The 556-nt window shown below is 72.5% G+C and carries 1 protein-coding gene; it reads right to left on the bottom strand.

The annotated features are described in order from the left end of the window. The coding region (locus FNQ90_RS26180; RefSeq protein WP_323380197.1) for an enolase C-terminal domain-like protein at positions 1-556 on the bottom strand (556 nt) is incomplete at both ends.

Below are 556 nucleotides of genomic sequence, written 5' to 3'. Positions count from 1 at the left end.
AAACAGGCACCACTCGGCGAAGGATCCGTCGGGGTGGCGCCACAACGGATTGCGCCACTCCGGGGCGCTGTCGTCGGCCGCCCGCACGGCGGCCTCGTCCACCTCGATGCCCAGCCCCGGCGCGGTCGGACGCGCGAAGTGTCCCTCCCGCGGTCGGAAGACCTCGCGGTCCACGACGTAGTCCGGCAACTCGGCCCCGGAGTGGTAGTGGATGCCGAGGCTGTGTTCCTGGATGAGGAAGTTCGGTGTCGCGAAGGCGAGTTGCAGACTCGCGGCGAGGGCGACGGGACCGAGCGGGCAGTGCGGGGCGATCGGCACGTCGAAGGTCTCGGCGAGGGAGGCGATGCGCCGCACCTCCGATATGCCGCCGGCGTGCGAGGGATCGGGTTGCAGCACCGCGATCCCGGCCCGCAGGGCGGGCAGCACCTCGGCCCGCGAGTACAGCCGCTCGCCGGTGGCCAGCGGGACGGGGGAACAGCCCACCAACCCCGCGAGCAGGTGGGTGTGTTCGGGCAGTACCGGCTCCTCCACGAAGAGCGGGGCGGTGGGGGCGAGC

This window comes from Streptomyces alkaliphilus, from assembly GCF_014141535.1.
Taxonomy (GTDB): Bacteria; Actinomycetota; Actinomycetes; order Streptomycetales; family Streptomycetaceae; genus Streptomyces; species Streptomyces alkaliphilus.
Note: the sequence above shows the minus strand (reverse complement) of the source record. Positions and strands in the feature narration are given on the sequence as shown.